This is a genomic window from Ruegeria sp. PrR005, from assembly GCF_010500245.1.
Taxonomy (GTDB): Bacteria; Pseudomonadota; Alphaproteobacteria; order Rhodobacterales; family Rhodobacteraceae; genus Ruegeria_B; species Ruegeria_B marisflavi.
In genome coordinates, this window is record NZ_JAAGOX010000007.1 from 77965 (window position 1) to 97496 (window position 19532).

Here is a 19532-nt window from a genome sequence, read left to right on the forward strand (position 1 = left end):
GAGAACAACCCATTGCTTGACGACAGGATTGCCCGATGACCGGAACCGGCCAGACCATCTACCTTCACATCGGACGCGGCAAGACCGGCACGACCGCATTGCAGCGGGCTCTGACCGGGGCGCGTTCCGCCTTGCTGCAACGGGGAATTCATTACCCCGAAGCGGCGGGCGGCGCCCGCGGCGCAGGACATGACGGTTTTGCCAAAGCCTGTATTGACGAGGTCCCCTATTACATGCGGATGCCCGCCAATCCACAGGCGGCGGCCCAGGCAATGCGGGATGAACTCAGCCGCGTGCAGGCGCCGGCAATCCTGATCAGTGCGGAAAACCTGGAACTGGCGAACCCTGATCTGGTGCGGGTGTTCTTTGACGATATCTGGCCGGGGGCAAGCTTCAGGATCATTCTCTATGTCCGGTCTCAGGATGAACTGGCAGAGGCCGAATATAACCAACTGGTCAAGCTCGGACGCAGTTCGCAAACTTTCGCGGATTTTGCAGACCGGGAGTTTCAGGGGGATTTCCTGGCCCTGGCCGATCGCTGGGAAACGGTGTTCGGCGTCGGCACGGTTCAGGCGCATGTCTACGATGCCGCACGCCCATGTGTGGTTGCACAATTGCTCGCAAGCCTGGGGCTGGATGGCGATGGCACCGGCTGGCTGGAAACCGAACGGACCAACAGTTCGGTGGGGATCCGGGCGCTGACCGCGATCCGGCTCCTGAGCATGCTCGCTCTTCCGGACGCGGATGCACTCTATGCCAGGATCGTTCAGGGGTTCGATGGGCGGGATACGCCGGCGCTGTATCTCGATGCCGAAGCCGCTGCCTGCTTCCGGGCCCGGTTCGCCGCGTCCAACCGGGCTTTTGCCCGGCGGTTCCTTCGGCCGGATTCGACCGGCCCGGATGGGGATCTGGGCGGGCGGCGCCACACGGATCAGGACCGTGAGGCCATCGTCGAACAGATCCGCCGTCTCGGTCTTGCAGGGGTTTGAACCCGGCAGATCATAGGGAAAAGGCCCCAGACAGATCCGGGGCCTTGTCTTGGTCCGGGCTCTCAGCCGCGGATCAGAGCTTGCCTTCCAGTGCGTCGATACGTTCCTGAAGCGCGGCATTCTGTTCGGCCAGGGCCTGAATGGCCGCAAGCGCGACACCGCTGGTGTCGATGGTCGAGATACCGGTTTCATCCGCGCCGGTCCCAAAGGCTGCGTAGAAATCCTGGGCCATCGGGCCGATATGGCGGACGCCGGTTTCGGCCTCGGTCTTGTAGGTCCAGCTGGTGATCGGCAGGGTCATGACCTTGCCGAGGATATCACGCTGATCGACGGCGGTGATGGCCATCTTGGAATTCTTGTCGGAATTCTGGGTCAGGCTGCCGCCGATGGTCAGGTTGCCGTTGCTGGCCAGAGCCATCCCATTGCCGGCGGAGCCGTTACCACCGACCTGGAAGGTGCCGTCGGCGCTGAGGAACATGCCATCGGCTGCCCCGTCCTGGCGGGCGATGATGAACCGGCCGGCCGCCGCGTTTTCATGTGTGAAGAACCAGCTGTTGCCCGAAGTGGTGTTTTCCATCGTGATGAAGGAACCACCGTTGTTGGACAGTTCCAGCAGACCGGCAGCATTACCGGTGGTACGCGCGATTTCCATTGCGGCATCCGGGCTGGCGGTCCCCAAACCGATATTGCCATCGGTGTTGACGTAGAGCGAGTTCGTGGGCGCGCTGGGTCTGATCTTGAATGGCAGGAGGCTGCCGTTGGTGGCGTCGCGGACAAAGAAGTTGGTCTCGTTGCCGGCCACGTCCCAGGTCTGGGCGTTGAAGCCCGAGGATCCGTTCTGTTCCAGCCGCAGGGTGGGGCTGTCGCCATTGACGACATGCAGTTCGACCACCGGGGTCGAGGTGCCCAGACCGACGCGGCCGCCGTCATCGACATAGAGCGAGTTGGTGGGGGCGGGCCCCTCGATGGTGAACGGGACACGGCCCACGGTGGTGTTCTCGATCGAGAACTTGTTCTGCCCGCCGCTGGCGCTGTCGTTGGCAGTGAGTTGCCAGTCGTTGTTGGGGAAGCCGGCCGAGGTCGAGGTGTCGTCGAACTTGATGCGGGTGTTGTTTTCCTTCAGGCGGATCGTGTCGAAGCCGAAGTTTTCGCCGTTGACGCAGTCAAACCCAACGCAGAGCGACTGGGTGATGATCACGTCGTCGTTGAAGACCTGGTCGGCCTGGGCCAGGGTGGCGGCCAGGCAGAGCACCGAGGTGCTTGCTGCCAAGGTCTTGAATGTGCGTTTGCAAGTCATTTCTGAAACTCCCTGTCGTTCTTTGGGTCTGTTTCCCGGGCCTTTTCTCAGGATCGCCCGTGAACGTGGTTAATTGCTGTCACTTTCCGAGATCTCCTCGGGGGTGATGATCACCCCGCGGGACACCGTGAAGCTGCCATTCATGAGAAACGGCTTGGCGTGGCTGTCGGATTGCGCGTCGCCGCGGCCGTTGTCGATCGGGTTGACGATCTTGACCCGCTCGTCCGAGGCCGCCTGCAGCTCGAAGCGATAGATGCCGTCCAGCACTTCGGCGCCGGACAGCTGAAAGACGGGCGTGCCGCTGGGGGCGGTGATCGTGGTGATCTTGCCGTCGGGCGAGGAGACCACGAGGGTGGCATTGGTCAGCCCGGTCCAGTTCTCGAACCAGACGGCATTGGAATTATGCTGCTTCACGGGGTTGGCCGCCGATACGCTGCTAGCAAGCCCGCAGGCGGCAACCGTGACCGCAAAGACAGAAAACAGGTGTCTCGGCAAAGGCATACGGTTCCTTTCAATCGTTAGGACATAACACAAATTTCCGGTCGGCGGCACACGAGTCAGCATTCCGGGTGCCGTCAGGTCACGCAAGTGTACACCAGAGGCGATACATGTTTAAGAAAATTAATGAGAAATTTCCGTCAACCGGTGCGAAACAGTCCCGGCGGCCGATCACAGCGGCGGCATCCGCTGCCAGATCGCGGCGGCGCGCTCCTGCGCCTCGTTGACCTGCGCCGGGGTCATGCGCCCCAGCAGATCCTCCGCATGGGAGGCCGGGATGCCCGCGGAACCGGCGAGGGTCAGCCACATGTATCCCAGCACGAAATCCTGCGGCACGCCGTATCCCCGGATATACAGGCGGGCCAGATTCAGCATCGCGGGCCCGGAACCGCGCGCGGCGGCGGCCCGGAACAGCCGGGCGGCCCGGCGTGGATCCGACGCAATCGTCCCGGGCGGGCTGCAGGCCAGCCACCCGGCAAGAAAGAGCGCCACCGGGTCACCGCCTTCGGCGCCCCGACTCAGCGCGTCCAGGCCCGCGCTATCGGTCGCGGGCTCTTGCAGCCGCGGATCAAACAGGCAGACCGGCGCGCCGGGCGCCAGGGCCGAGACCGCGTCCTGCCGGACCTGGCTGGCCTGGCGGGCCCAGAATTCGGCCAGCGCGTCGCTTTGCTCGATGCCGAACCCGTTGGCATACATGACACTCAGGTTGGTCATCGCGGTCGGCAGCCCCTGTTCGGCCGCGGCCCGGAACAGCGAGACCGCCCGCGGGTAATCCTGCGCCACTCCGTGCGCGCGCACATACAAGAGCCCCAGATTGTTCTGCGCCCGGGCATTTCCCGCCGCCGCGGGGCCCCTGTAAAGGTCGAGGGCCCGTGCATAGTCCTGGGCCACGCCGGTGCCGTTCTGGTACATCACCCCCAGGCTGACCATGGCCTCCTGGTGCCCGGCCTCGGCGGCCTGGGCATAGAGCGTCGCGGCCCGCGCCTGCGCGTCCGGGTCGCCCTGTTCCAGCACCCGGGCCAGGTCAAAGACATGCTGCGGATCCCCCTGCGCTGCGGCCTTTTCCAGCCAGACGATCGCCTGGGCCCGGTCGGCGGGCAGGCCAAGCCCGGTGTGCAGATACTGCCCCAGCCGGTTCTGGGCGTCCGCGTACCCGGCCTCGGCGGCCGCGCGATAGAGTTCGGCGGCGCGGCCGAAATTCTGCAGCACGCCGAGGCCCTCGTGATACCGTTCGGCCTGGGCGAACATCTCCTCCGGGGCGCGCGCGGTGCCCGCGTCTTGCGCCACGGCCGGGCCGGCGGCAAGCCCGGCGGCCAGGATCGCCGCCCGGAACGGCAGAGACGGGCGCATCAGTTCTCGTCCCGCACGGTCTGCTGCGTGGCCGGAGCCCGCGCTTCGACGGCCTCGAACAGGGTCCGCGCCCGGGCCTGGGCGGCGGCGATCTGCTCGGGCGTCATCAGCTTGGCGACCGTGTCGCGCTGCTCCGCCGCTGCGCCCAGCCCGGCGGCGGCGGCGAGGTTCAGCCAGGCATGGGCGGCCTCGTAATCCAGTGGAACACCGGTCCCGGTGACATGAAGCTTGCCAAGCTCCGCCTGGGCCCGGGCGTCGCCGTCCTGCGCCGCGCGCTCCAGCCAGGCGGCGGCCTCCTCTGTCCGGTCGCCCCGCTCCAGCCAGGCCAGCGCCAGCGCGGTCCGGGCCGGGCGCACCCCCTCCTCGGCCTGCGCGACAAGCCAGGTTTCCGCCCGGCTGTCGCCGCCGCGCAGGGCCTGCGCCATCCAGGTCACCGCCTCGTGCGGCGCGGCCAGCCCGTCCAGCTTTCCGTCCAGTTGCAGCCTGGCCAGCTGCCCGGCGGCCTGCGCCTCGCCCGCGGCCAGGGCCTGGCGGTAGAATCCCATGGCACGGCCCATATCCTGCGGCGTGCCCCGGCCGGTCTCGTGGAACCGGCCGAGCACCAGCATCGCCCGGCCGATGCCGGCATCGGCGGCCCGCTCGTACCAGGCGAGCGCCCTGGCATCGTCCACCGGCACGCCGCCGGCGCCGGTGGCGTATATATAGCCCAGATTGGTCATCGCCCCCGGCTCGCCCGCCTGCGCGGCGGGCTCCAGCCAGCGCAGCGCCTCGCCGATGTCCTGGGTCACCTCTTCGCCCTGCATGTACTTGGTGCCCAGCATGCGCTGCGCCAGGATGTGCCCCTGTTCGGCGGCGCGCCGGTACCAGCGCAGCGCCTCACCGGCGGAGCGGGCCGCGCCCTGACCGGTGTCATGAGCATTGGCCAGATAGAACTGCGCCTCGGCATGGCCGTTCTCGGCGGCGCGGGTCAGCCAGAGCAGCGTTTTCTCCGGGTTCGCGGCCACGCCCGCACCCTTGGAATAGGCGCGGCTGAGCTCATATTGCGCCTCGACATGCTCCTTTTCCGCCGCCGCCAGGAACCAGTTCACGGCGGCCGCCTCGTCCTTGGCCACCCCGTCACCGGCGCTGGTCAGCAGGCCCATGTAATACTGCGCCTCGCGGTCGCCGCGGGCGGCGGCGGCGGCCAGCAGCTGCCCGGCGCGCACCGGATCGCGTTCGATCCCCAGGCTGGTGCCGGTCAGCAGGATCCGCGCCAGCAGGGTCGCGGCCTCCAGATGGTCCTGTTCGACCGCCCGGCCCAGCCAGTCGATCGCCCCGGCGATGTCGCGCGGCCCGCCGCGCCCCTCGTAAAGCACCCGGCCGTAGCGGTATTGCGCCAGGGGCGTGGCGTCTTCCCGAGCCAGCCGCTCCAGCCCCTCGCGCACGGTGACATAATCGCCGCGCTTCCAGGCCTGTTCGATGGCGGCCATGTCGGGGGCGGTCATGTCGGAGGCAGATGGGGCCTGTGTCTCCTGTCCGGGCACGGGAGACGCGGCCATCAGCACGGCAAGGCACAGGACCGGAAGGCGGGAAAGGGCAAGTCGGTGGGGAAAGGGCATACAGATGTGTCTTTGACTAACAAGGGTTTGGCCAGCTTAGGGTGGAGTGCGGGGTGAAATCAATTGATCAACTGCAGCCAGAACCAGAGCGCCATGCCCGCGGCCGCCAGCGCGGCGCCAAAAGGCAGCGCCCGCGCGGGGTCCAGGGCGCGGCTGTCGCGCAAGCGTTGCAGCCCGGCCACCGCCAGCGCGCCGATGGCCGCCAGCAACACCAGATGCGGCAGCAGGAGCGGCCCGCTCAGCGCCCCCAGCCCGGCCATCAGCTTGACATCTCCCAGCCCCAGCCCCTCGCGCCCGCGCACCGCCCGATAGCCCCGCCGGATCAGCCAGAAACTGCCCGCGCCCAGTCCCGCCCCGGCAAGGGCGCCGCCGGGGCCGGGCGCGGCCCCAGGCAGCAGCGCCTGCGCCAGCGCCACCACCAGTACCGTGCCGGTCAGCGGATCGGGCAGGCGCAGCCACAGGATGTCGCTCAGCGCCAGCGCCAGCAGGCTCCAGAGCAGCACCGCGCCCAGCAGCATCTGCACCGGCGGCACCCCGGTCGCCACCACCAGCCCGGCCAGGCCGATGGCGGCCAGTTCGATCCACAGATGCCAGGGCGCGATGCGGGTGCCACAGCGCCGGCAGCGCCCCCCCTGCCACAGGTAGGACAGCACAGGCACCAGCTCGGCCGGGCGCAATCCCTGGGCGCAGCCGCGGCAGGCCGACCGGGGATGGATCACGCTTTCACCGCGCGGCAGCCGGTCGGCCAGCACCCCCAGAAAGGACCCCACCGCCGGGCTGATCAGCAAAAGCAGCAGGGATATCGGGCCGGGGTCGGGCATGAGGCCTCTTCGATGCGGGCGCAGGATGGTTTTTAGTCTTCGCCTGCGATAGTGGATCGCGGACCCTACTGAAAACAGCTATCCACTTTTGCAGCAAATGTTTTTACCATGACGGCAGCACAGGACCCCGCAATGACCTCAATGCCCCGACCGATACCGCCAGCCCGCCGTGACGAGACCGACGATCGCGGTTTCTCCCTGCTGGAGCTGATGGTGGTGGTGGTGATCCTGTCGGTGCTGGCGCTGGTGATCGTGCCGCGGGTGATCGACCGGCCCGATCAGGCGCGCGCGGCGCGGGCGCAATCGGACATCGCCGCCATTTCCAGCGCGGTGCAGCTCTACAAGCTCGACAATTTCCGCTTTCCGACCACCGAACAGGGGCTGGCCGCCCTGGTCAGCCCGCCCGTGGCCGCGCCGCTGGCGCCGAACTGGGCCACCGGGGGGTATATCGACCGGTTGCCCAAGGATCCCTGGGGCCAGGTCTATCACTACCTTTCCCCCGGGGTGCACGGGGCCTTCGACATTTTCACCTATGGCGCGGACGGGGCACCGGGCGGCACCGGCGCCGATGCGGATATCGGGTCATGGGGCACCCCGTAACACCGCCCCCTGCAGCCGGCGATGCCGGCGTCACCCTGATCGAGCTGATGATCGTGGTCGCGATCCTGGCCAGCCTCGCCACCGGCGTCAGCCTGCTGGCGAGCCGGGGGGCGGGGACCGCCGAGACCGACCTCGCCGCCTTTCGCCAGAGCTATGCCGACAACACCGCGCTGGCCGTGCTGGAACGGCGCCGGCGCGGTCTGGCGCTGGAACCGGGGGGCAGCCGCCAGATGCTGATCCGAGCCTCGGGCTGGGCGGAACCGGGCCGGCTCCGGGCCTGGAAAGGGCCGGTCTCCTGGCTGGTCGAGGGGCCACGTCCCGCCCCCGGCGCCCCGGATATCCAGTTCCTGCCCGATGGCCGCAGCAGCGCCTTCGTGATCTCCTTCGGCACGCGGCAATGCCGCAGCGACGGATGGACGGGGCTCAGATGCGACGCGGGGTGACGGCGGACCGGGGGCTGACCCTGCTGGAACTGGTGGTGGCCATTGCCATCCTGGCGATCGGCGCCATCGCCGCGACCCGGACGATGGACCAGGCGCGGCTGTCGCTGGGCGGGGCCATGCCCCGGCTGATGGCGCAGATCGCGGCCCACAACCGGGCCGAGGAGATGCGTCTCTACGGGCCCGAGCGCTGGGGGGCATTGCCCGCCCGCGAGCGGGTGGGCGGGCTCGAGATCACGCTGTCGGTCGGCACCGAGGTCACCGCCGGCGGCCTGATCCGCGCCGAGATCACCGCCCGGACCGAGGCCGGGCCGGGGGCGGCGCTGGTCACCTTCCTGCCGCCGCAACGGGGCCCCGAAGGATGAGGCCGGCACAACATGACATCGGCGAACGCGGCCTGACCCTGATCGAACTGGTGGCGGCCATGGCGATTTTCGCGCTGGTCGCGGTGATGGGGTTGCAGGCGCTGACCGGCAGCTTGCGGATGCGCGACCGGCTGGACGGGATGGCGGCCGAGGTGGGCGATCTCGGGGTCGGACTGGCCTTGCTGCGCAACGATCTCTCGGCGCTGCTGCCGCTGCTGTTCCATCCGCCGGGCGGCGGCGTGCGCTCGGCGCTGGCGCTTTCCGCCGATGGCCGGACCCTGTCCTTCTCGATCGGGGGGCAGGCCGGTCTGCCGCCCGAGGACGGCCTGGGCCTGCACCGGGTCGAATGGCGCTTCGATCCCACCCGGCAACAGCTGCTGCGCCGGTCATGGCCGGTCCCGAACCCGGCCTCCGGGGCAGCGGCCAGCCCCGAGGTGGTGCGGCTGTCCAGCGTGACCGGCCTGTCGGTGCGCAGTTACTGGCCGGGGCCGGGCTGGCTGCCGGGCACCGAGAGCAACCAGCCGCGCAGCGCCCCCGAACTGGGGCCCGGCGACCGGGACGGGCCGCTGGCCCAGGTCGCCAGCAGCTATTCCGACACCCTGCCCGAGGCGGTCGAGGTCACGCTCGAGATCGCCGGGCGGGGGCCTGTCCGCTTGCTGGAGGCGGTGCGGTGAGGCGGGACCAGGGGACATCGCCGGGCTTCGTCCTGCTCAACGCCCTGATCCTGGTGGCGGTTCTGGCCGCGGCGGCGGTTTTTGTGCTGGGCCGGGCCGAGGGCGCGCGCCTGCGCCAGGCCAGCCTGCAGACCGCGACCCAGGCGGGGCTCTATCTGGACGGGTTCGAGGCGCTGGCGCTGGCGCTTCTGCGCCGCGACCAGCAGGCGGGCGCGGTGGACGGGCCCGACGATGCCTGGGCAGGCGCGGTGCACAGGGTCGAGATCGACCGTGGTCAGGTGACGGGGCGGATCGACGACCTGCAAGGCCGGTTCAACATCAACTGGCTCGCCAATCCCGCCGATCTGGCCGCGCTCGAGGGGTTCAGGCGGCTGCTGACAGCGCTCGACCTGCGCCCGGAACTGGCGGCCGGGATCGCCCGGACCCTGCATCCGGATGGCCCGGGACAGGGCGGTCAGGCCTATGCCCGGTTGCGCCCGCCGGTGGCCCCCGTGGGGGGGCCGGTCCTGCTGGTGGACCAGTTGCGCCAGATCCCGGCCCTATCGCCGCGCGATTACAACCGGCTCGCGCCCTATCTCGCGGCCTTGCCCAGCGACAGCCAGCTGAACGTGAACACCGCCGCCCCGCTGGTGCTGCAAAGCCTGCTGCCCGGCCTCAAGTCGGCGGGCCTCGACCAGCTGGTGCAGGAGCGGGCCACCCGCCCCTTCGTGTCGGTCGAGGCCTTCCTGGAGCGGGCGGCGCCCTTTCTCGGCGAGGCCGGGCTGGCCGAAGGCGAGGACCTGCGCCTTGCCGTCGGCTCCCTCTGGTTTGCCGCCGATATTGCGGTTGAGCTTGACGGGCTTGTTCTGCAACGGGTTACCGTGTTCGAGCGCCGGCCCCTGCCATACGGGCCACGGGTCGCATACCGGCTGGAGACCACACCATGATGACGCGCGCAACGCCCCCCACCCCGGCACCCGGCCAGGTCATCCCGCTTCCGGGAGCCGAGGTGGTGATGGTTTCCCTCGACCTGCCCAGGGGCGTGTCGGGCGCCGCGCGCGAGCAGGTGGCCTGGCGCCAGCTGCGCGATGGCCTCGGGCTCGATCCGGCAAAGGTCGAAATGCACCCCTATCCGGGCAAGGGCCCCGCCGGGGACTGGACCCGGGCGCTGGTGGCCGATGCCGCGCGGATTGCCGAGTGGCGGGCCCGTGCCGGGCCCGGAACCAAGGCCATGCTGCCGGATTACCTGACCCTGCCGGCAACAGCGGGCCTCTGGGTGCTGGCCTTTTCCGAGACCGGGCTGCGGGCCCGGCTGGACCTCGATGGCGGGTTCTCCTGTGACCCGGCGATGGCAGAGCTGATGCTGCGGCGGGCGCTGGCCCAGGCGGAAGACAACCCGCCCAGGGCGGTGCTGGCGCTGGAGGTGCCGTCGCCCGACTGGCTGGCGGACATGCTCTCGGCGCGGGACATCCCGCTGCTCACCGATCCCGGCGGGCTGGCCGCGCTCGGCCTGGCCGCGCCCGTGGTGCTGGGGCATGGCGAGATGGCCGCCGATCTGCGCGCCGATCCGCGCGCCGCGCGCGACCGGCTGCGCCGGCGGCTGCTGCCCTGGCGCTGGACGGCGCTGGCGGCGCTGGTCGCGCTGGCGGTCTGGACCGCCGACCAGCTGGTCGAGATCCGGCGGCTGGAGCGGGAAACCGCCACGCTGAACGCCGAACTCGAGACCGTGGTGCGAAGATATTTCGTGGCGACGGGACCGATCCTCGACATCCGGGTCCAGGTGTCGCGGGCGCTGGCCGCGCGGCAGGCCGAGGCCGAGGCGGCCTCGGGGCGGATGTCGCCCCTGCTGCTGTTCGGACAGGTGGCCGATGTGCTGGGCCGGTCCGAGGCGCGGCCCGACCAGGTGAGCTATACCCGGACCGAGGGCTTGGCCATCGACCTGCGCCTGGCCGATTTCGCCGCCGCCGACCGGCTGGCGGAAACGCTCGAGGCGGCGGGGATCCGGGCCGAGCTGCGCGACCTGCGGGTCAGCGGCGAAGGCGAGGGGGTGCGGGTCGACCTGCGGCTTAGGCCGGGAGCAGGGGAGAGGGGCGGATGATCGAACGGCTGTTGAAACTCAGCGCCCGGGAACGGGGACTGCTGGCGCTGCTGGTCGCGGTGGCGCTGCCCGCCCTGGCCTGGAGCGCCGTGATCGCCCCGATGCAGACCCGTCACGCGGCCGCCCTGGCCGCCCGGGACGAGGTCAGGGCCCTGGGGGTCTGGGTGGTCGAACGCGCCGCGGAACAGGCGCAGCTGCGCCGCGCCGGGCAAACCGGCCCGGTGCCGCCGCTGGGCATCAGCGGGCTGGAACAGAGCCTGGTCGAGGCCGGTCTGCGCGCGGCGGTGAGCGCGCTCGGCAGCCAGGCGGACGGGCGCATCGAGCTGCGCTTCGACGCGGTCGAGTTCACCCGGCTGGCCAACTGGCTGTCGCGCTCGGACCCGGGCTGGGGCTATGACATCGCCGCCTTCCGGCTGGAGCGCGGCGCGACCCCCGGCCTGGTCGCGGCGGCCCTGACGCTGGAGCCGCAGGGATGAGCACCGCTCAGAGCGCCTTGAGCTGCACCGCGATACTGGCCTGGCGCCCGGCCAGCGCGCCCAGCGGATCGAGCTCGGGATCGTTCTTCAGCACTTCGGCAAAGGCGGTCTGCGCCTGGGTCAGGTATTGCCGCCCCACCGCGGGGTCGCCCCCGGTCAGCGCGGTCAGGCCCATCTCGTGATAGGCGGTGCCCAGAACCGACAACGCGGCACTGCGGGCGGTGCCGGTCTGGCCCTGGCTCAGCGCCCGGGCCTGCTGGGCGGCCTCGTCATAGGCGCCGCTGCGCAGCAGGCTGTGGGCATATTCCAGCTGGATCCGCGTGCGCAGCGGACCGGCCTCCTGCATCATCCGGGCATAGATCCGGTTGGCCTTGTCGTATTTGCCGGTCTCCAGCGCGGCCCGCGCATCGGTATAGGACCGGCGGAACCCGTCCGACCCGGCATTCTGGCCGTCGTCGCAGCCGATCAACACCACAAAAAGAAGACCCGCAAGCGCGGGTGTCTTGAACTGTCCTGCCTTCATGACCTGCTCTTTCGCCTGTCTTATCTTTTCCTTACAGCTAACATGAACGGGGCGCTGCGTCCATCTGGAGCCGGCAGATCGCCCTCGACCTGTTGCCCGGAGGTTGCTGTTTGATGCGTGCCCTTGCCCTGACGCTGATGCTGGCCTGCCTGGCGCTGGCGGGATGGACGGGCCATCGCCTGTGGCAGCGTGTGTCGCAGCCGCCCGCGCCCGCCCTGTCGCTGACCGCGGCGATGCCCGCGACAGAGGCCACGCCCGCGACGGGCGGCGCGATCAGCCGCAACTGGCCGGCCCTGTTCGGAACCGCGGCCGCCCCCGAGCCGCAGCCGCCCGCCCCCCCGACCCCGCCAATGCCCCCGATCGAAAGCCTGGGATACAGGCTGAAAGGCGTGGTCAGCGCCGGCACGGCGCATTGGGCCATTCTGACCCACCCGACCGGAGACGTGATCCTGAAACCCGGCGACACCCTGACCGACGGGATCACCGTCGAGGCGATCGACGAGCAGGGGCTCTGGCTCAGCCGCGGCGGCGAGCGGGTGTTGCTGGGTTTCGACCCCCCCGAAGGGTAAATCGGATCCGCCTACAAAGACTGGTGCCATTTGTCCCGCGATGGGATAGACTTGCCGCAACGACAAGACCCGAGCAGTTGGACCGGACAGGTAAAGATACCGCCGTGCCGATATAGAGAATGTACAGGCCATGCACGATTTCCGACGTATTCGCGCCGCGCTTGCGGCCCTGACCCTTGCCATCGGGCTATGGCTGGCACCGGGATCGGCGGTGCGCGCCCAGGTCGCGCTCGACCTGCGCGATGCCGATCTGCGCAGCTTCGTGCAGGTGGTCTCCGAGGCGACCGGGCGCAGCTTCGTGCTGGACCCGGCGGTGCGCGGCACGGTGACGGTGCTGGCGCCCCAGGAAATGTCCGCCGATGCGCTCTACGAGGTGTTCCTCAGCGTTCTGGAGCTGAACCGGCTGGCGGTGATCGAGGGCGCGGGCGCCGACCGGATCGTGCCGATGAGCGTCGCCCGCGAACTGGCCCCCGGAGACGACGAGGGCACCGGTATCATCGGCGCCGACGGCTATGAGACCCGGGTGATCCCGGTGCGGCACGTGCCGCTGTCCGAGATCGTCGAGGTGGTGCGCCCGCTGTTGCCCTCCGAGGCAGTGCTGACCCCGGTTCCGGGCGCGAACCTGCTGATCCTGTCCGACCGGGGCACCAATTTCCGCCGCATCGAGAAGCTGATCCAGCGGCTCGACGTGCCGCGCTCGGACCCGGTCGACATGGTGCCGCTGCACAATGCCGATGCCGCCGAGGTGAGCCAGGTGATCCAGTCCCTCGGCATCGTCCCGCAGGGGGCGAGCGTAACCGTCGACCGGCGCTCGAACTCGCTGGTGGTGTCGGGCTCGTCCTCCCTGCGCGAACAGGTGCGGGTGCTGGCGACCCGGCTCGACACCCAGGGCGGGCGCGTCGACAGCTGGGTCGAGCAGCTGAACTATGCCGAAGCCGCGACGCTGGCCGATGTGGTGCTGCGCAGTTTCGCCGACGACCAGAGCGTCAAGGGCCAGGCGATCCGCATCGTGCCCGAACCGCGCACCAACTCGATGCTGATCACCGCCCCCGCCGAGACCATGCCGCATATCATCGCCATGGTGCGCCATCTTGATCGCCGCCCGGTGCAGGTGCTGGTCGAGGCAGTGATCTTCGAGATGTCGGTACAGGGGTTCTCCGACCTCTCGGTGCAATTCGGCGCGGTGCTCAACAACGCGGTGGTAGGCGGGGTGCAGTTCACGCTCGAGGGCCGGCCCAGCCTGACCAGCCTGGTGTCGAGCGTGCTGAACGATACCACGCCCGATGTCGGGCCGGGGGGGATCTTCGGTGGCGCCAAGCAGAATGGCGACAACGGCTTCGTCGGCCTGCTGACCGCGATTGCGGCCACCAACAGCACCCGGCTGCTCTCGACACCCTCGATCATGACGCTCAACAACCAGGAGGCCGAGATCGTGGTGGCACAGAACGTGCCCTTCGTCACCGGCTCCTTCACCTCGACCGGCAGCGGGTCGAACCCGGAAAACCCGTTCCAGACCATCGAGCGGCAGGATGTGGGCCTGACGCTCAATGTCACCCCGCAGATCAACGCCGATGAAACCGTCCGCATGATCATCAAGCAGGAGGTCTCGAACCTGACCAACACCACCTCGGCCTCGGGCGGCGAGATCACCGCCCGGCGCGCCCTGTCGACCACGGTGCTGGTGCGCGACGGCAATGTGGTGATGCTGGGCGGCCTGCTGGAAAACGGCTCGGGCGCGGTCAGCCAGAAGGTGCCGGGCCTGTCGAACCTGCCGCTCCTGGGCGGCCTCTTCGAGGGCAAGAACGCCGAGCGCGATCAGCGCGTGCTGCTGGTGATGCTGCGGCCACAGGTGGTGGCCTCGGATGCCGAGGCCGAACGGCTGACCCGCAAGGCGGCGCAGGACGCCCGCAAGGCAAGCCTTGCGGCGCAACCGCTCGATAGTGGAAGATACCCCCGCGCGCCCAGCCAGGCGCTGCCCTTTGACGGGGCCGATCTGAACCAACCTTTCGATGCCGGATTCATTGATGACCTCGCCCAGAGCCGAAACTTCCCGCCGCTCCCCACCCGGCTCCGGTTCGGAGAATAGCGCGGCGCGCCTGCCCTTCGCCTTTGCCCGCGACCAGCAGGTGCTGCTGGACGAGGATCGGCTGATCGCGGGGCCGGGCGCCTCGCTGCTGGGGCTGGCCGAGGCGCGGCGGCGCGCGGGCCGGGCGCTCGAGATCGTCGAGGAGAGCCAGATCGGCTTCGAGGCGGCCCTGGCCCGGCTCTATCAACGCGACGCGGCCGGGGGCGAGACCGAGCTGCTGTTCGATCTCGAGGACCGCGGCCAGGCGGCGCGCCAGCGCGACCTGCTCGAAGAGGACGAGGACGCCCCGGTGATCCAGCTGGTGAACGCCCTGCTGCGCCGCGCGGTCGGCGCCGGCGCCTCGGATCTGCATGTCGAGCCGCATGAGGGCGGGCTGCGCATCCGGATGCGGGTGGACGGGTTCCTGCAAACCACGATGGACCGTTCCGACGTGCCGGTGCGCAAGATCGTCTCGCGGCTCAAGGTGATGGCCGGGCTCGACATCGCCGAGACCCGGCTGCCGCAGGACGGGCGCATCCCGCTGCGCCTGGGCGGGCGGCTGATCGACACCCGGGTCTCGTCGCTGCCGGGCAAATACGGCGAGCGCATCGTGCTACGGATCCTCGACCGGCAATCGGGGCTGCGCTCGCTCGACCAGCTGGGCCTGTCGCCCGCGCAGGTGGCGCTGCTGGAACGGCTCTCGGCCCTGCCCAACGGCATCATCCTGGCCACCGGGCCGACCGGCTCGGGCAAGACCACCACGCTTTATTCCCTGCTCAAGCTGGCCAATCGCGAAGAGCGCAACATCGTCACCGTCGAGGACCCGATCGAATACGATCTCGACGGCATCTCGCAATCGCAGATCAATGCCGAGATCGGCATGACCTTTGCCGCCGGCCTGCGCGCCACCCTGCGCCAGGACCCCGACGTGATTCTGGTCGGCGAGATCCGCGACCCCGAGACCGCCAGCACCGCCGCCCAGGCGGCGCTGACCGGCCATCTGGTGTTCTCCTCCCTGCATGCCAACGGATCGGTGGGCGCCGTGATCCGCCTGCGCGATCTCGGGCTCGACAATTTCCTGATCGCCTCCACCCTGCGCGGGGTGATCGCGCAACGGCTGCTGCGGCGGCTCTGCCCCGAATGCAAGCAGGCGCAGGTTCCCGGTCCGGCCGAGGCGGCGCATTTCAGCCATCACGGGATGACGGTGCCCGAACGGGTGCATGTCCCGGTGGGATGCCCGGCCTGCGACGGCAGCGGCTATGCCGGCCGGGTCGGCATCTTCGAGATGGTCGAGGTCGGCGAGACCCTGCGCGAGGCGATCGACGCGGGCGCGTCGGAAAGCGCGCTCAAGCAGCTGGTGCTGCGCGACGAGGAAACGCTGGTCGGCCAGGGCCTGGCCGAGGTGGCCGCCGGGCGCACCAGCCTGGCCGAGACCCTGCGCGTGGTCGGGGACGTGGCATGAAGGCCTACAGCTACACCGCCTATACCGACGCAGGCCGCCGCAAACGGGGCACCGTGGTGGCCGAGACCGAGACCCAGGCGGTGCAGCAGCTCAAGGGCAAGGGGCTGTTCGTGTCCGAGATCGGCGACCGCGCCCGCCCGGATCGCGGCCGGCGCGGCACGGCCGGGCTCTGGCAGCGCCGGCTGACCGCCGATCTGCAAATGGTGCTGACCCGGCAGATGGCGGTGCTGCTCGGGGCCGAACTGCCGATCGAGGCGGCGCTCGACGCGCTGCGCGCCTCGGGCCATACGCCGGGGATGGATGCGGTGCTGGCCCGGGCCAAGGTGGCGCTGCTCGAAGGCAGCCCGCTGTCGGATGCGCTGGAGCATAGCGGCGCCGGTTTCCCGCGATATTACATCGCGGCGCTCCGGGCGGGCGAACGCTCGGGGGAACTGGCGACGGTGTTTGCCGAACTGGCCGATCACCTGGAAGAGACCGGCGCCGACCGGGCGCAGATCTCGACCGCGCTGGTCTATCCTGCCTTTGTCGCGGCGGTGTCGCTGCTGGTCTGCGCCATCCTGATGACCAGCGTCGCGCCCGAGATCGTGGCGATGTTCGAAATCTCGGACCGGCCGCTGCCGCCGCTGACCCGCCTGGTGCTGGATGTGACCGATTGGGTGCGCACCCATCTGCCCCTGCTCGCGGGGATGGGGCTGGCCCTGGTGGCGGGGCTGATCGCCCTGTCCCGGATCGGCTGGCTGCGGGCGCGGCGCGACGCGGTGCTCTTGCGCCTGCCGCTGGTCGGCCGGCTGATGCGCCAGGCCGCGGCGGTGCAGTATCTGCGCACGCTCGCCCTGGTGCTGACCAGCCGCCACGCGGTGCTGAACGCCACCGACAGCGCCGCCGAAGTGCTGACCGCGGCGCGCTTCCGGCAGGAGGCGGCGCAGGTCTCCGAGGCGGTGCGCGCGGGCAACAGCCTGTCGGCGGCGCTGGACCAGCTGAGCTTCGTGCCGCCGGTGGCGCGCCAGCTGATCGCGGCGGGCGAGATGTCGGCCCGGCTGGCCCGGATGACCGAGCGCAGCGCGGTGCTGGTGGAAAACGCGCTCTCGACCGAGCGCAAGCGCATCGCCGCCCTGCTCGAACCGATCCTGATGATGGCGGTGGGCGGGTTCGTCCTGATGGTGGTGCTCGCCGTGCTGCTGCCGATCTTCGACCTTCAGGCGATGGTTGCGGTCTGAACGCGAAGGATCTCATAGTGTGAACTATCACGCAGCATCAAATCTCAACGTATGTGAGGAAAGAATGTCTGCAAACCACAGTCTCGTAGCAAAGGTCCTGAGTGACGCCATTGAAGCGTCCGACCTGACGCAGCGCGAAATCGCTGCCCACGCTGGCTTCAACCATTCGAACATCATCTCAATGCTCAAATCTGGCGAAACTCGAATTCCGCTGGACCGTATCCCGGCACTCTCCACTGCCTTGAACTTGGATCAGCAGAAGTTTCTTCTCCAGGCCATCGAAGAGTACCATCCGAACGTACACCAGGTCCTCGTCGACGTTCTCGGCCTGCCGCTCTCCGATGCAGAGACAACCATACTCGGGATGTACCGAATGGCAGCTTTGCGCGGAGAGATCGAAGTCACTGGGCCCTTTGGGAGAGCCTTCGAAAGTCTTCTGGAACTGGCAGCTCCCACTGCGAACACGCTGCTTAGGGATTGTGATGGGGCCCCAACATAAACGTCACCCCCTTGCCAGCCTGGACAGGTCAAGCATGCCTTCCAAAGCTTTCCTGAAAGGATCTTCAACCTCGATCTGGCCGCGGATATTGGCGATGCGGAACATGGCTATCACGCCAAGCTCCGCGTCCTCCATATGAATGCCCAATGTCTCGACCAGGACCTCGAAGACACCGGGATGATATTCCTGGATCGCAAGCACCAGAAACTGTCGTTCATCCATCTGCAGTGTGCGGGCAAGATCGGGGATTCGATCGAGGGGAACCTGCATATCGCCTTGTGCGATCTCGAGGAGGGTGGCAGGCAGTCGAAATCCGCATCTATCCGCAATTTCGGTGAGGCCGAGATCGGATCTATCAATGGCTCGGGCAAGCATTTTGGTTGTCGGGCTCAATGACATGTGGCTACTCCCTTTGCATCATGTGTCATGTCAGCACGTGCTAGACAGAGCGCAGACATCCATGGTGCTGCTCGCCTATTGCCGCCTCTCCAAGGTTCCATGAGGTTTCAGGCTTCGGGCGGCGGGAACGCAATATGTTCGGAGCACGACCTACTAGGACTTCGGAGTTCCATAAGGGCTGTTATTCAGGCGCGAACCCAGCCTTTCCCAATCTGGATTGATCCCTTTGCGCTTGGCAGATCGACAGATACGTCGAAGGAACTTGTTTGGAACGGACCGCTCTCATCTCGCTTTCGAAGCGATCGTTTTCCACCGGCAGAAGACGGAATTGGGACGGAGCAATCAGGGTATCGTCGGTGAAGGGAAATGGTTGGAGGATGCGATCATAACCACCGCACACCCTTAGGAAGTCCCTGCCGAACATCACCGAGACCTTTTCCACTTTGCAAAAGAAAGGCCCCGGACAGAAGCTGGAGTTGAGCTCCTGGGAATATCTCCGGGACCAGTTTCCGGACGGAGAGTCCGGGGGGAGGTAATGGGGCTAGTGGAACTGTTCAACACGGCTTTGCATCTTGGCGCACTGCTGGATTACATGAACAATCGTACCGATAATGCCGGCGGGTTTGGACGATGAAATGGTCATGAGAACCTCCACTGAATGATCCGAGGTTAACATGGGTGATGGGCGCGATCTGTGAATTGCATCACGAGAGTTGCTCATAAAGTCTTGGATACGAGCCTGCTGTCAACTTTTGAACCGAGACAGCTATGCGAGGGTCATATCCCGGTCAGACAATTGGTCTATCGGGCTCTTTCGTATAGCGGAGGCTTGCAGAAGAGATCGGGATCGGCGTGAATGTGATTGTTTGCTTGTCCAGCGGAAAATCCGGGGCCGCAACGACAGTCGCTAGCCGGGGTTCTGGCTTTTCGCTACCCAAAAGGGGGGGCAGGAAAGTAATGCGTGATGTGCGTGCGTGAGTGTGAACCGAACGTGGTTTAAGCTTTCGATTGCGCGGTTTTTACGCGCCACAACCTGCTTCACAAGACGAAGGCGGTCAGTAGAAACCGATCTCGCGCACGTCCAGAAGAGCCTCATGGTCACGACCATAGGCAACAACTCCGACCGAGGTCAGGGTCGAAGCCGAGGGCGTTGCACGCAACAAGCTGCCGGAGGCGCCGAAGGAAGACAGCGGCAGGCGGACCTCGGTCCAGGTACTGGCCGCCTCAAAGCCCGATTGGTAGAATTGCCAAGGCAACAGGGTTCCAGTGGTCCGCAGGTGGATGAAGTAGCGTTCACCATTGCCGCGCACGACAAGCCGGATGCCACCGATATCCGCTGGCACAGGGTCATCCAGTTGTCGACGGAACTGGATGAAGCCGCCCCGGTTTGCCGTGCTGACCGTCCCGGTGAGCCGCGCGAACGAATCCGTGCCGTCGGTTTCAAAGGAGACCTGACCACTCGAGACACCACCCATCACGGTGTCGGCTATATACTGCCAGCGTGTGGCTGGATTGGTCTCGAAGTCCTCGAACATCTTGTCCTCGGCATGGGCGCGAAAGCCGCAGCCAATTATGATCAAAGCGGCCAGTATCAGGGTTCCGTGAGTCAGCAA

21 protein-coding genes are annotated in these 19532 nt (G+C 67.9%); 13 read left to right on the plus strand and 8 right to left on the minus strand.

What is annotated here, in order from left to right:
• Window positions 1–35 precede the first annotated feature (35 nt).
• Window positions 36–989 carry a hypothetical protein gene (locus G0P99_RS04900; protein ID WP_164128272.1) on the plus strand — a complete coding sequence of 318 codons (954 nt, stop codon included), beginning with the start codon at window positions 36–38 and terminating at the stop codon, window positions 987–989.
• A 73-nt stretch (window positions 990–1062) separates the two neighbouring features.
• On the opposite strand, the gene G0P99_RS04905 is transcribed toward G0P99_RS04900, so the two are convergent.
• The 5 genes from G0P99_RS04905 to G0P99_RS04925 form a co-directional block, all read right to left on the minus strand.
• Window positions 1063–2286: a tail fiber domain-containing protein gene (locus G0P99_RS04905; RefSeq protein ID WP_164128273.1), complete on the minus strand. Its 1224-nt coding sequence runs from the start codon at window positions 2284–2286 to the stop codon at window positions 1063–1065.
• A gap of 69 nt (window positions 2287–2355) precedes the next feature.
• Window positions 2356–2787, minus strand: coding sequence for a hypothetical protein (locus tag G0P99_RS04910; protein WP_164128274.1), 432 nt, complete (start codon window positions 2785–2787; stop codon window positions 2356–2358).
• A gap of 168 nt (window positions 2788–2955) precedes the next feature.
• Window positions 2956–4134 (minus strand): SEL1-like repeat protein, encoded by a 1179-nt coding sequence (locus G0P99_RS04915; protein WP_164128275.1) that lies wholly within the window; start codon window positions 4132–4134, stop codon window positions 2956–2958.
• Window positions 4134–5732, minus strand: a complete 1599-nt coding sequence (locus tag G0P99_RS04920; protein ID WP_164128276.1) for an SEL1-like repeat protein — start codon at window positions 5730–5732, stop codon at window positions 4134–4136. The genes G0P99_RS04915 and G0P99_RS04920 overlap by 1 nt, the downstream gene beginning before the upstream one ends.
• A gap of 59 nt (window positions 5733–5791) precedes the next feature.
• The gene (locus G0P99_RS04925) at window positions 5792–6553 is read right to left on the minus strand and encodes an A24 family peptidase (protein WP_164128277.1); all 762 of its coding nucleotides are present in this window, start codon (window positions 6551–6553) and stop codon (window positions 5792–5794) included.
• A gap of 132 nt (window positions 6554–6685) precedes the next feature.
• On the opposite strand from G0P99_RS04925, the gene gspG reads away from it, so the two are divergent.
• Genes gspG through gspM form a run of 7 tightly spaced genes read left to right on the plus strand, consistent with a single transcriptional unit; the run spans window position 6686 to window position 11185 of the window.
• Complete coding sequence (gene gspG, locus G0P99_RS04930; RefSeq protein WP_370462712.1) at window positions 6686–7153, plus strand: type II secretion system major pseudopilin GspG; 468 nt, start codon at window positions 6686–6688, stop codon at window positions 7151–7153.
• Window positions 7138–7596 carry a prepilin-type N-terminal cleavage/methylation domain-containing protein gene (locus G0P99_RS04935; RefSeq protein WP_164128278.1) on the plus strand — a complete coding sequence of 153 codons (459 nt, stop codon included), beginning with the start codon at window positions 7138–7140 and terminating at the stop codon, window positions 7594–7596. Before gspG ends, G0P99_RS04935 begins: the two co-directional genes overlap by 16 nt.
• Window positions 7581–7958, plus strand: coding sequence for a prepilin-type N-terminal cleavage/methylation domain-containing protein (locus G0P99_RS04940; RefSeq protein ID WP_164128279.1), 378 nt, complete (start codon window positions 7581–7583; stop codon window positions 7956–7958). Before G0P99_RS04935 ends, G0P99_RS04940 begins: the two co-directional genes overlap by 16 nt.
• A complete protein-coding gene (locus G0P99_RS04945) occupies window positions 7955–8632 on the plus strand; it encodes a type II secretion system protein GspJ (RefSeq protein ID WP_164128303.1) in 678 nt (225 codons plus the stop codon). The genes G0P99_RS04940 and G0P99_RS04945 overlap by 4 nt, the downstream gene beginning before the upstream one ends.
• Window positions 8629–9558: a type II secretion system minor pseudopilin GspK gene (gene gspK, locus G0P99_RS04950; RefSeq protein WP_164128280.1), complete on the plus strand. Its 930-nt coding sequence runs from the start codon at window positions 8629–8631 to the stop codon at window positions 9556–9558. The genes G0P99_RS04945 and gspK overlap by 4 nt, the downstream gene beginning before the upstream one ends.
• Window positions 9555–10709 (plus strand): type II secretion system protein GspL, encoded by a 1155-nt coding sequence (gene gspL / locus G0P99_RS04955; protein WP_164128281.1) that lies wholly within the window; start codon window positions 9555–9557, stop codon window positions 10707–10709. Before gspK ends, gspL begins: the two co-directional genes overlap by 4 nt.
• Window positions 10706–11185, plus strand: coding sequence for a type II secretion system protein GspM (gene gspM, locus G0P99_RS04960; protein WP_164128282.1), 480 nt, complete (start codon window positions 10706–10708; stop codon window positions 11183–11185). Before gspL ends, gspM begins: the two co-directional genes overlap by 4 nt.
• Before the next feature lie 7 nt (window positions 11186–11192).
• Here the strand turns inward: gspM and G0P99_RS04965 are convergent, their stop codons facing one another.
• Complete coding sequence (locus G0P99_RS04965) at window positions 11193–11708, minus strand: hypothetical protein (RefSeq protein WP_164128283.1); 516 nt, start codon at window positions 11706–11708, stop codon at window positions 11193–11195.
• A gap of 113 nt (window positions 11709–11821) precedes the next feature.
• Here G0P99_RS04965 and G0P99_RS04970 point away from each other — a divergent pair, with 113 nt between their 5' ends.
• The 5 genes from G0P99_RS04970 to G0P99_RS04990 all read left to right on the plus strand — a co-directional run bounded on the left by G0P99_RS04970 (window position 11822) and on the right by G0P99_RS04990 (window position 17520).
• Window positions 11822–12277 (plus strand): general secretion pathway protein GspB, encoded by a 456-nt coding sequence (locus G0P99_RS04970; RefSeq protein WP_164128284.1) that lies wholly within the window; start codon window positions 11822–11824, stop codon window positions 12275–12277.
• Between the two features lie 130 nt (window positions 12278–12407).
• A complete protein-coding gene (locus G0P99_RS04975) occupies window positions 12408–14363 on the plus strand; it encodes a secretin N-terminal domain-containing protein (RefSeq protein WP_164128285.1) in 1956 nt (651 codons plus the stop codon).
• Window positions 14302–15804 (plus strand): GspE/PulE family protein, encoded by a 1503-nt coding sequence (locus G0P99_RS04980; protein WP_164128286.1) that lies wholly within the window; start codon window positions 14302–14304, stop codon window positions 15802–15804. The genes G0P99_RS04975 and G0P99_RS04980 overlap by 62 nt, the downstream gene beginning before the upstream one ends.
• Window positions 15801–17021, plus strand: coding sequence for a type II secretion system F family protein (locus tag G0P99_RS04985; RefSeq protein ID WP_164128287.1), 1221 nt, complete (start codon window positions 15801–15803; stop codon window positions 17019–17021). Before G0P99_RS04980 ends, G0P99_RS04985 begins: the two co-directional genes overlap by 4 nt.
• Window positions 17022–17085: 64 nt before the next feature.
• Window positions 17086–17520 carry a helix-turn-helix domain-containing protein gene (locus tag G0P99_RS04990; protein ID WP_164128288.1) on the plus strand — a complete coding sequence of 145 codons (435 nt, stop codon included), beginning with the start codon at window positions 17086–17088 and terminating at the stop codon, window positions 17518–17520.
• 3 nt (window positions 17521–17523) lie between these two features.
• On the opposite strand, the gene G0P99_RS04995 is transcribed toward G0P99_RS04990, so the two are convergent.
• Window positions 17524–17919 (minus strand): hypothetical protein, encoded by a 396-nt coding sequence (locus tag G0P99_RS04995; protein WP_164128289.1) that lies wholly within the window; start codon window positions 17917–17919, stop codon window positions 17524–17526.
• A gap of 1055 nt (window positions 17920–18974) precedes the next feature.
• Window positions 18975–19532, minus strand: coding sequence for a CIA30 family protein (locus G0P99_RS05000; protein WP_239059684.1), 558 nt, complete (start codon window positions 19530–19532; stop codon window positions 18975–18977).

What these genes read in the sequence shown, in the direction of transcription:
- gspG (WP_370462712.1), top strand. Translation starts at nt 6,686, where the DNA reads ATGACCTCAATGCCCCGACCGATACCGCCAGCCCGCCGTGACGAGACC.
- G0P99_RS04965 (WP_164128283.1), bottom strand. Translation starts at nt 11,708, where the DNA reads ATGAAGGCAGGACAGTTCAAGACACCCGCGCTTGCGGGTCTTCTTTTT.
- G0P99_RS04910 (WP_164128274.1), bottom strand. Translation starts at nt 2,787, where the DNA reads ATGCCTTTGCCGAGACACCTGTTTTCTGTCTTTGCGGTCACGGTTGCC.
- G0P99_RS04925 (WP_164128277.1), bottom strand. Translation starts at nt 6,553, where the DNA reads ATGCCCGACCCCGGCCCGATATCCCTGCTGCTTTTGCTGATCAGCCCG.
- gspL (WP_164128281.1), top strand. Translation starts at nt 9,555, where the DNA reads ATGATGACGCGCGCAACGCCCCCCACCCCGGCACCCGGCCAGGTCATC.
- G0P99_RS04995 (WP_164128289.1), bottom strand. Translation starts at nt 17,919, where the DNA reads ATGTCATTGAGCCCGACAACCAAAATGCTTGCCCGAGCCATTGATAGA.
- G0P99_RS04920 (WP_164128276.1), bottom strand. Translation starts at nt 5,732, where the DNA reads ATGCCCTTTCCCCACCGACTTGCCCTTTCCCGCCTTCCGGTCCTGTGC.
- G0P99_RS04935 (WP_164128278.1), top strand. Translation starts at nt 7,138, where the DNA reads ATGGGGCACCCCGTAACACCGCCCCCTGCAGCCGGCGATGCCGGCGTC.
- G0P99_RS04915 (WP_164128275.1), bottom strand. Translation starts at nt 4,134, where the DNA reads ATGCGCCCGTCTCTGCCGTTCCGGGCGGCGATCCTGGCCGCCGGGCTT.
- G0P99_RS04990 (WP_164128288.1), top strand. Translation starts at nt 17,086, where the DNA reads ATGTCTGCAAACCACAGTCTCGTAGCAAAGGTCCTGAGTGACGCCATT.
- G0P99_RS04985 (WP_164128287.1), top strand. Translation starts at nt 15,801, where the DNA reads ATGAAGGCCTACAGCTACACCGCCTATACCGACGCAGGCCGCCGCAAA.
- G0P99_RS04905 (WP_164128273.1), bottom strand. Translation starts at nt 2,286, where the DNA reads ATGACTTGCAAACGCACATTCAAGACCTTGGCAGCAAGCACCTCGGTG.
- G0P99_RS04980 (WP_164128286.1), top strand. Translation starts at nt 14,302, where the DNA reads ATGACCTCGCCCAGAGCCGAAACTTCCCGCCGCTCCCCACCCGGCTCC.
- G0P99_RS04975 (WP_164128285.1), top strand. Translation starts at nt 12,408, where the DNA reads ATGCACGATTTCCGACGTATTCGCGCCGCGCTTGCGGCCCTGACCCTT.
- G0P99_RS04945 (WP_164128303.1), top strand. Translation starts at nt 7,955, where the DNA reads ATGAGGCCGGCACAACATGACATCGGCGAACGCGGCCTGACCCTGATC.
- G0P99_RS04900 (WP_164128272.1), top strand. Translation starts at nt 36, where the DNA reads ATGACCGGAACCGGCCAGACCATCTACCTTCACATCGGACGCGGCAAG.
- gspM (WP_164128282.1), top strand. Translation starts at nt 10,706, where the DNA reads ATGATCGAACGGCTGTTGAAACTCAGCGCCCGGGAACGGGGACTGCTG.
- G0P99_RS04940 (WP_164128279.1), top strand. Translation starts at nt 7,581, where the DNA reads ATGCGACGCGGGGTGACGGCGGACCGGGGGCTGACCCTGCTGGAACTG.
- G0P99_RS04970 (WP_164128284.1), top strand. Translation starts at nt 11,822, where the DNA reads ATGCGTGCCCTTGCCCTGACGCTGATGCTGGCCTGCCTGGCGCTGGCG.